Annotated in this window: 6 protein-coding genes and 4 pseudogenes; 6 read left to right on the forward strand and 4 right to left on the reverse strand. The window is 63.0% G+C overall.

The features are described from left to right. Both JCM25156_RS28725 and JCM25156_RS22090 read left to right on the forward strand, forming a co-directional pair. Positions 1-159: pseudogene (locus tag JCM25156_RS28725) on the forward strand (quinone-dependent dihydroorotate dehydrogenase); the annotation flags it as partial. Continuing rightward, positions 156-1030: pseudogene (locus tag JCM25156_RS22090) on the forward strand (TIGR01459 family HAD-type hydrolase). The pseudogenes JCM25156_RS28725 and JCM25156_RS22090, both read left to right, overlap by 4 nt. 17 nt (positions 1031-1047) lie before the next feature. On the opposite strand, the gene JCM25156_RS06405 reads toward JCM25156_RS22090, so the two are convergent. Then, positions 1048-1632 (reverse strand): YqgE/AlgH family protein, encoded by a 585-nt coding sequence (locus JCM25156_RS06405; protein WP_025812521.1) that lies wholly within the window; start codon positions 1630-1632, stop codon positions 1048-1050. A 139-nt stretch (positions 1633-1771) separates the two neighbouring features. On the opposite strand from JCM25156_RS06405, the gene JCM25156_RS06410 reads away from it, so the two are divergent. Genes JCM25156_RS06410 through JCM25156_RS06420 form a run of 3 tightly spaced genes read left to right on the forward strand, consistent with a single transcriptional unit; the run spans position 1772 to position 4053 of the window. Next, positions 1772-2530: an SDR family NAD(P)-dependent oxidoreductase gene (locus JCM25156_RS06410; protein ID WP_025812522.1), complete on the forward strand. Its 759-nt coding sequence runs from the start codon at positions 1772-1774 to the stop codon at positions 2528-2530. Positions 2531-2532: 2 nt separating this feature from the next. After that, the gene (locus JCM25156_RS06415) at positions 2533-3468 is read left to right on the forward strand and encodes a polyphosphate kinase 2 family protein (RefSeq protein WP_025812523.1); all 936 of its coding nucleotides are present in this window, start codon (positions 2533-2535) and stop codon (positions 3466-3468) included. Between the two features lie 57 nt (positions 3469-3525). Continuing rightward, the gene (locus tag JCM25156_RS06420; protein ID WP_034958632.1) at positions 3526-4053 is read left to right on the forward strand and encodes a DUF3465 domain-containing protein; all 528 of its coding nucleotides are present in this window, start codon (positions 3526-3528) and stop codon (positions 4051-4053) included. Positions 4054-4131: 78 nt separating this feature from the next. On the opposite strand, the gene JCM25156_RS06425 is transcribed toward JCM25156_RS06420, so the two are convergent. The 3 genes and pseudogenes from JCM25156_RS06425 to clpS form a co-directional block, all read right to left on the reverse strand. Continuing rightward, entirely contained in the window at positions 4132-4455 is a 324-nt protein-coding gene (locus tag JCM25156_RS06425; protein ID WP_025812525.1) for a YnfA family protein, read from the reverse strand. A 255-nt stretch (positions 4456-4710) separates the two neighbouring features. Continuing rightward, a pseudogene (clpA, locus tag JCM25156_RS22095) lies at positions 4711-7040 on the reverse strand (ATP-dependent Clp protease ATP-binding subunit ClpA). A gap of 163 nt (positions 7041-7203) precedes the next feature. Further along, positions 7204-7584, reverse strand: coding sequence for an ATP-dependent Clp protease adapter ClpS (clpS, locus tag JCM25156_RS06435; RefSeq protein WP_025812526.1), 381 nt, complete (start codon positions 7582-7584; stop codon positions 7204-7206). Positions 7585-7896: 312 nt separating this feature from the next. Here clpS and JCM25156_RS22100 point away from each other — a divergent pair. Next, positions 7897-8770 (forward strand): annotated as a pseudogene (locus JCM25156_RS22100) (D-alanyl-D-alanine carboxypeptidase family protein); the annotation flags it as partial.

The following is an 8770-nucleotide window of genomic DNA, read 5'->3' on the forward strand; positions in this document are numbered from 1 at the left end:
GACCGCGTGCGCGCGGGCGCGGATCTGGTGCAGATCTATACGTCCTATGTCTATGAAGGGCCGGGCATCATCAACCGCCTCAAGGCGGAGACGCTGCGCGCCATGCGGGCGGAAGGTTTCGAGACGCTGGCCGATGCGAAAGGCACGGCGCTTAAATGAAATGGCATGACGGGCTGTCTGACCTCGCGGATGGCTATGATGGCTTCATCCTCGACCTGTGGGGTGTGGTGCATAATGGTGTCGCGCCCTATCCGGGCGTTCTGGACTGCCTGAAGCGCCTGCGTGGCAGGGGGCAGCGGATCGTGCTGCTGTCCAACGCGCCACGGCGCACCGCCACGGTGGAACCGGGTCTGCACCGCATGGGGGTGGGCGCGGATCTGTATGACGCCATCATGACCAGCGGCGAATGCACGCACCGCATGCTGGCGGCGCGTACGGATCCGTGGTTCGCGGGGCTGGGCCGCCGGATGGTGCATCTGGGGCCGGACAAGGATGTGGATGTTTACACGGGTCTGGACCTTGATGTGGTCACGGACCCGCCGGGGCCGATTTCGTGCTCAATACCGGCCCGGATGCCGATCTGGGGGAGGAAGACATGACCCCCTACCTGCCGCTGCTTGAAAAATGCGTGGCCCACGGGCTGCCCATGATCTGCGCCAATCCGGACCAGCAGGTCATTCGCGGCACCCGGCGCCTGATCTGCGCCGGGGCGATGGCAAGCTGGTACGAGGAACATGACGGTGCGGTGCGCTGGATCGGCAAGCCCTATCCGGAAGTCTATGAACTGGCGCTGTCGCTTCTGGACGTGCCGCGCGGCCGGGTGCTGGCGCTGGGTGATGCGCTGGCGACCGACATGCGCGGGGCCGCGACCGCGGGGATTGACGGGTGCTGGATACTGGGCGGCATCCATCAGGAAATGCTGGGGGGATGCTGGCAGCAGGGCCGCAATCCCGATTATGACCTCGCGGTGGCGGAAGCGTCCTCGGCGGGACTGGCCCCGGTGGCCTGTATGCCCTCGCTACGCTGGTAGGCAGGCGGGCGCGCCGCTCAGGCATGGCCCGCGGCGGCGCTGTACCATGCGGGGTCGATCCGCACGCTGGCCAGCGCCTGCCGCCATTTGGCGTCGTGATCGGGGCCGAAAACGATGTTTTCGGTCGCGGGCGCGGTGATCCACGCATTGTGATGCAGCATTTCGTCCTCAAGCTGGCCCGCGTCCCAGCTTGCATGGCCCATGGCCAGCAGCGCGTGGGCCGGGCCGTTGCCATCGGCTATGTCACGCAGCACGTCGAGGCTTGCGGTCAGGGTGGTGGTGCGGTCCACCGGCAGGCTGCCATCGCCGCTCCAGTCCGATGTATGCAGCACGAAGCCGCGCCCGTTATCCATCGGCCCGCCCGCGCACAGGTTGATGCGGCGGCGTGGCGGCACGGGGGCGATGCCAAGCTGCTCGAACACATCATCCAGAACCGGCTGGGACAGGCGGCGGTTGACGACAAGCCCCATGGCCCCGTCTTCGGGCGTGTGGGCGCATAGATAGACGACACTGCGCGCGAACGCGGGATCGGTAAGGGCCGGAGTCGCCACCAGCAGGTGGCCGGTCAGGCTGCAGCCTGGAGTTGTCGTGAACGAAACCATGTACCACCATAGAACCTGATTTGTCCTGATTTGCAACTGTTTCAGGCACTACACGGATTGGCGATTGCCCCTATCAGGGCATGCGGTCGGTATGCAAGGCTGGCCCCTGACCCCCATCCATGCAGGAAGGAGAATTCCGATGACGCAGATCGCAATGGTAACCGGCGCCACGGCCGGATTCGGCAAGGCGATCGCGGAACGCCTCGTACACGATGGCTACCGCGTGATTGCAACCGGCCGCAGGCAGGAACGTCTTGACGCGCTGGCGGGCAGGCTTGGACCCGCCCTGCTTCCCTTCCGGCTGGACATGGATGACGCGGCGGCGATCGCGGCCCTGCCGGACAGCCTGCCCGAAGCATGGCGGGAGGTGGATGTGCTGATCAACAATGCCGGCCTGGCGCTGGGCATGGACAGGGCGCAGGAGGCGGACATCGCCAACTGGCGGACCATGATTTCCACCAATGCAACCGGCATGGTCGAACTGACGCGCGTGCTGCTGCCCGGCATGGTGGCGCGTGATCGCGGGCATATCGTCTCACTGGGCAGCACGGCGGGGATCTATCCCTACACGGGTGGCAATGTGTATGGCGCGACCAAGGCCTTTGTCAGGCAGTTCATGCGCAACCTGCGCTGTGACCTGCTGGGCCATAACGTGCGGGTGACCAACCTTGAACCCGGCCTGTGCGGCGGCAGTGAGTTCAGCAATGTCCGCCTGCGCGATGACGCGAAGGCCGCGGCGGTCTATGAAGGGACAAAGCCGCTCCTGCCCGCTGACATAGCCGGGACGGTGGCATGGGTTCTCTCGCTGCCCCGCCACGTCAATATCAACGAGATTGAAATGATGCCGACCTGCCAGGCGGCGGGTGGGCTTGCGGTCGCACGTGGCATGAAGGACTGAATATGGCCAGCAATGATATGAGCCGCAAACTGGCGCGCAGATTCCAGGTTACGAACGGGCAGGGCTTTTCCCTTTCCGCCTGTCCCACCCGTGCGGCGGAAGCCTGCGGGCTGGACAAGAAAACCGGCAAGGAACTCCTCAGAACGCGCATAAACGATCTGTCGCGCCTGCAGGCGCTGCTTTACGCCGAGGGTACGTGGTCCCTGCTGGTGGTGCTTCAGGCGCTGGATGCTGGCGGCAAGGATGGCGTGATCAAGCATGTCATGTCCGGCATCAACCCGCAGGGGGTCAGTGTCACATCCTTCAAGCAGCCCGGCCCGGTTGAACTGGCGCATGGCTATCTGTGGCGCGAGCATCTTGCCGCCCCCCTTGCCGGGCGGATCGGTATTTTCAACCGCAGCCATTACGAGGAAGTGCTGGTCACCCGCGTACACCCCGAACTGCTGGACCATGAATGCCTGCCGCCCAGGCTGCGTAAACAGCCCACGTTCTGGGAAGACCGTTATCAGGACATCAGCCATTTTGAACGCTACATGGCCCGACAGGGCACGGTCGTGCTCAAATTCTTCCTGCATATTTCCAAGGAGGAACAGCGCCAGCGTTTCCTGCGCCGTATCGACCACCATGCCAAGAACTGGAAGTTTTCCGCCGCTGACATTCATGAACGCCATTACTGGGATGACTACCAGCGCGCGTATGAGGATGCGATCCGCCACACGGCCCACCCCGATGCGCCATGGTTTGTCGTACCGGCGGATCAGAAATGGTTTGAACGTCTGGTGGTGATCGAAGCCATTATCGATGCGCTGGAAAAGCTGGACCTGAAGGTGCCCAAGGTCGATGCCGCCATGAAGGCGGAGATGGAAAAGGCCCGCCAGCAGCTTCTGGCGGAAGCGCCCGCGCCAGCGCGTGGCTCCACCCACGGCCCGCTTCATTGACGGCTTCCGCCACACCCCCCAAAAGACTGTGATCCGATGCACAGGGGGAACGGTCCGATGGCAAAAAGGCGGTTGTGGCGATATGGCGTGATGGCACTGATGGCGGTCCTGGCCACACAGGCAGCGCCGCCATCAGCCGCGCAGGCCCGGAGCCGGGAACATGCGTGGGGTGAAACGCGGCATGCGCAGCCCGATGCCAGCCCCGTCCCGTTGCAGTGCGACGACCGTAAATTCCTGGCCGATGTGGAAGCGGCGGAAAGCACGACCGGTTCCCATGCCGACCGGGTGGAGCATGTGTGTGGCCGTGTCATCGCCGTCTCGCAGGCGCGGCGCACACGTAGCGGCTGGCATGGATATTTCTATGTCGATACCGGCGGTGGTATCTCCATCCGCATCGTATCCGATCTGGATCGCATGTCGGCCCCCGCATGGCCGTGGGTGGCCAAGGGGGATCAGGCCGATGTGCTGGGGCGGTATTACTATGACAGTCCGCGCAGTCAGGGCATTGACTGGACGCACCATGGCACGGGCCGTAACTGGCCGGTGGAGGGATATGTCGTGATCAACGGGAACCGGTACCAGTAAGTGGTAAAAGTTCCGGGGTGCCGCCTTTTTTCAAAAAGGCGGCGTTTCCTGAAGCTTTCTGAAAAAGGCAGGCGGTCGTTATCCACGCGGGCCCAGCAGAATGATCGCGGCCCCTATGATACAGATCGCGGCCCCGGTCATGTCCCACCGGTCGGGGGGCAGTCCTTCCACCAGCCACGACCAGATCAGGCTGGCCGCGATATAGACGCCGCCATAGATGGCATAAGCCCGGCCCGCGTTATCCGCCGGGCTGAAGGTCAGCAACCACGCGAACAGCACAAGGGAAAGACAGCCCGGCACCAGCACGAGTGCCGGACGCCCCAGACGCATCCAGGCCCAGAAACAGAAACACCCGCCAATTTCGGCAAAGGCGGCAGGAATATAAATGGCGGCGGTAAGCATACGATCCTTCAGGTCATGGGGCAGGGGGCACCATAAAAGGCTGTTTGAAAACAACTGATGGATAAAAAACAGTAAAAGTTTCCAGATGCCGACTTCTTACAGAAAGGCGGCGGTTCCTGGTGTCTTCTGAAAAAAGCTTCACCAAAAACTTTCCTGGGATTTGCGGCATGTCTTGAAGGCAGGTTTTTCAAACAGTCCCTAACAAAACAGGGGCCATTTCTGACCCCTGTTTCATTGTTCGTATGGATGTTTCCGTCAGTCGGCGGCTTCCGCTTCGCGGGTGCTGTCGCCTTCATCCCCTTCGGCGGCCGCATTTTCCGCCTGCGAGATGTATTCGAAGTCAAGCTTGCCATCCTTGAGCGAAATCTTGGCGACTCCCCCCTTGGTCAGCTTGCCAAACAGCAGTTCCTCGGCCAGCGGTTTCTTGATGTGCTCCTGTATGACCCGGCCCAGCGGGCGTGCGCCATACAGGCGGTCATATCCACGTTCCGCCAGCCATTCACGCGCGGCGGACGAGATTTCGATCATGACGTTCCGGTCCGCCAGCTGGGCCTCAAGCTGGAAGATGAACTTCTCCACCACCCGGTCCACCACTTCGGGCGACAGGTTGGCGAAGGGTATGATCGCATCGAGCCGGTTGCGGAACTCCGGCGTGAAGATGCGCTTGATGGCGTCCTCATCATCGCCCTCGCGCGATGTCCGGCCAAACCCGATCGCTTCCTTGCTCAGGTCGGCAGCACCCGCGTTCGTCGTCATGATCAGCACGACATTGCGGAAATCGACCGTCTTGCCGTTATGGTCGGTCAGCCGCCCATGGTCCATGACCTGCAGCAGCACGTTATACAGATCCTGATGCGCCTTCTCGATTTCATCAAGCAGCAGGACCGCGTGCGGGTGCTGGTCGATGGCGTCCGTCAGCAGGCCGCCCTGGTCGAAGCCGACATAGCCCGGCGGCGCGCCGATCAGGCGGGAAATCGAATGGCGCTCCATGTATTCCGACATGTCGAAGCGGATCAGTTCGATGCCCAGCGTGCTGGCGAGCTGCTTGGCCACTTCGGTCTTGCCCACACCCGTGGGGCCGGAGAACAGGTAGTTGCCGATCGGCTTTTCCGGGTCGCGCAGCCCGGCGCGGGACAGCTTGATCGCGGCCGTAAGGGTCTCGATCGCCTTGTCCTGCCCATAGACCATGCCCTTGAGGTCACGTTCGAGCGAACGCAGGGTTTCCTTGTCATCGGTGGAAACGCTCTTGGGCGGAATACGGGCGATCTTCGCCACGATGTCTTCCACATCCTTCAGGGTCACGGTCTTGCGGCGGCGGTTTTCTGGCACCAGCATGCGGGACGCGCCGACCTCGTCAATCACGTCGATGGCCTTGTCGGGCAGCTTGCGGTCATGGATGTACTTGGCGGAAAGCTCCACCGCGCCCCGGATCGCGTCATCGGTGTAGCGCACCTTGTGGTGCTTTTCGTAATTGATCTTCAGCCCGCGCAGGATCTTGACCGCATCATCGACCGAGGGTTCCGCCACGTCGATTTTCTGGAACCGGCGCACCAGCGCGCGGTCCTTTTCAAAGTGCTGGCGGTATTCCTTGTAGGTGGTCGATCCCATGCAGCGCAGGGTGCCCGCCGCCAGCGCGGGCTTGAGCAGGTTGGACGCATCCATGGCCCCGCCCGATGTCGCGCCCGCGCCGATGACGGTGTGGATCTCGTCAATGAACAGGATGGAACCGGGGTTGTTGTCCAGTTCGGTCACGACCGCCTTCAGCCGTTCCTCGAAATCACCACGGTAGCGGGTGCCCGCCAGCAGCGCGCCCATGTCCAGTGAATAGATGGTGGCGTTGAGCAGCACCTCCGGCACGTCGCCTTCGACAATGCGCTTGGCCAGCCCTTCGGCGATGGCGGTCTTGCCCACGCCCGGATCCCCCACGTAAAGCGGGTTGTTCTTGGTGCGGCGGCACAGGATCTGGATGGTGCGCTCGATTTCGGAGTCGCGGCCGATCAGCGGATCGACCTTGCCGTCCAGCGCCTTCTCGTTGAGGTTGGTGCAGTAGGTGGACAGCGCATCCTGGTTCTTCTGGCTGGCCTTGCCGCGTTCCTCGCTTTCCGCGCCGTCGGGGGCACTTCCGGCCACCGGGCGGCGCGTGGAGCGGTCCGGGGCCTTGGCGATGCGTGGGAGATGAAGTTCACCGCATCCAGCCGCGTCATGTCCTGCAACTGCAGGAAATAGACGGCATGGCTCTCGCGTTCGGCAAACAGGGCGACGAGTACGTTCGCGCCGGTCACCTCATCGCGCCCGGTGGACTGGACGTGGATGGCGGCGCGCTGGATCACGCGCTGGAAGGCCGCTGTCGGCTTGGGATCGACCGTCCGGTCCGCGGCGAGTCCCGCCAGATCCTTGTCAAGGAAGTCGGTGAGGTCAGTGCGCACCTTGTTCAGGTCCACCCCGCAGGCGCGGAACACCGTTACGGCGTCCGGGTCATCAATCAGCGCGAGGAGGAGGTGCTCAAGTGTTGCATATTCATGCCGACGATCGCCGGCCAATGTCAGCGCACGGTGAAGCGTCTGTTCAAGATTACGTGACAACATGCCGAGACGCTCCTTTTCCAAGAGGGGCCATCGTGGCCCCGGAGATCATAACCGGTAGGTCAGGACAATCCTTGCCCTGTTGCGGTGGAAATGCCAGCACAAAATGCCATGGAACGCGATCGCATCGCGACGGGGGCTGTGAGTGGGGCGTGTCCGTGGTGTTTCAGTCCTTCTCTATCGTGCATTGCAGCGGGTGCTGGTTCTGGCGGGCCAGATCCATCACCTGTGTTACTTTGGTTTCCGCCACCTCGTACGTAAAGACCCCGCACACCCCGACGCCGCGTTTGTGAACGTGCAGCATGATGTCGGTCGCTTCCTCGCGGTTTTTCTGGAAGAAACGCTCCAGCACATGCACCACGAACTCCATGGGCGTGTAGTCGTCGTTCAGCATCAGCACCTTGTACATCGCCGGCTTGCGGGTCTGTGGGCGGGTGCGGATGACGACGTCGATCATGCCGTCATCATTGCCGGGCGGCGAATCCTGCCCGCCATTGCGGCGCGGCGGCGTATTGCCCCCATGCCCGCGCGGACGGAAGCTGTCCATGCCGGGTCGCGGCACGGGGTGGGGCAGGGGGGGGGCGAGCAATAGCAGACATGACAGTTACCATATTGGAACTCTGCCGCTGGTTGAAAGGGGGCGCATGGCTGGCGGAAGGATTTTTTGCATCCCGCCCGCCACCGCCCCGCGCCAGCGTTAACAGGGGCCGAATATCAAATACGCTCTGGACGGACATAAAACCTTTCTTTTAGTATGGTTGCAGCCACGCAACCCATGACTGGATGGAGGGGCGCCGGATAATCCCCGCGCGCCCGGAAACCGTATGATGATTATTGCACGCGCAGGTTTCACCATTCCATGAGCCGTGTCTTCACCGCCTGCCTTTCGCGCATGAAGGTTACAGCCGCCGTCGGGCTGGTGATCGGGTGTGGCGGCATGCACGCCGCTCGCGCCCAGTATGTCGGGCAGGTCAGCACCATCGTGGTCGATGCCCGCAGCGGCGCCGTCCTGTCGCAGCAGGATGCCGACCTGCGGCGCTATCCCGCCAGCCTGACCAAACTTATGACGCTTTACCTGGCGTTCAAGGCCGTGCGGACGGGTCAGGTCTCGTTCGATCAGGCCATACCGGTTTCGGCCCATGCGGCCACCATGGAACCCTCCAAGCTGGGGCTGCGGCCGGGTTCGCGCCTGACGGTGGAACAGGCCGTGCTGGCGCTCGTCACCAAGTCGGCCAATGACGCCGCCTGCGCGCTGGGTGAATTCCTGGGCGGCGGGGACGAAACCCGCTTCGCCGCGATGATGACGCGCGAGGCCGGTCGCCTTGGCATGTACGACACCGTGTTCCGCAATGCGTCGGGCCTGCCGAATCCGGAACAGATGACCTCGGCGCGCGATCTCGCCACGCTGGCGCGGCACCTGATCGTGGATTATGGCGAATATTATCACTACTTCGCCGTGCCCGGTTTCTATTTCCATGGCCACACCGTACCCAACCATGACCCGATGCTGGGCGCCTATCCCGGCGCGGATGGCTCAAGACGGGTTATACCGATGAGGCCGGGCATAATCTGGTCACCTCGGCCGTGCGGGATAATGTCCGGCTGATCGGCGTGGTGATGGGGGCGACCTCCAATAGCCGCCGCAACAAAACCATGGCCTCCCTGCTGGACAGCAGCTTCCAGGCGGAAGGCGTGGCCCCGGTGCCCGCCGGTCGCCCCGCGATGCGCCCGCT

This window comes from Komagataeibacter kakiaceti JCM 25156 (assembly GCF_000613305.1).